This window comes from Dellaglioa sp. CoH-55-MRSF-9 (assembly GCF_056782155.1).
In genome coordinates, this window is the sequence record NZ_JBXAYG010000031.1 from 1 (window position 1) to 390 (window position 390).

General features: G+C 61.5%; 1 protein-coding gene. It reads right to left on the reverse strand.

Features of this window, described 5'->3' with window-relative positions; translation table 11 throughout:
• The coding region (locus tag AC1RPV_RS07680; RefSeq protein WP_481764186.1) for a hypothetical protein at positions 1-359 on the reverse strand (359 nt) is incomplete at its 3' end.
• Positions 360-390 lie beyond the last annotated feature (31 nt).

A 390-nucleotide genomic window follows, 5' to 3' on the forward strand; every position in this document is an offset into this window, starting at 1 on the left:
TATATAGACGATGGGGCCCCTTCCGGCGTGATACAGGCGTACAGGTAGCGCGGACCAAACGAATCGAACCGGGCCCCATCGTCAAGCGTGATAATACGCTCGCATTTAATCGTCAGTTCCAGACGTTCCCCGACCGTGCCGACATGGTGCGCGCGGCTTTGCCGAATCTGTCCGGCGCGTGCGCGTTGCACCGCATCTTGTGCGGCTTGCGCCTGACGTTCCGTGAGCGTGCCCGTATGTGCCAGATTACCGGCCATGCTTGTAAGGAATTCCGACCCCTCAGCGTACATATCAATCAGGCCCGACAGGCCCGGATAAGCCGCGTCGAATTCAGCACGACGAGCCGCGAGATTTGCCACGCGTTCGGCCTCGGCCGCCGCTGCCTCAGCC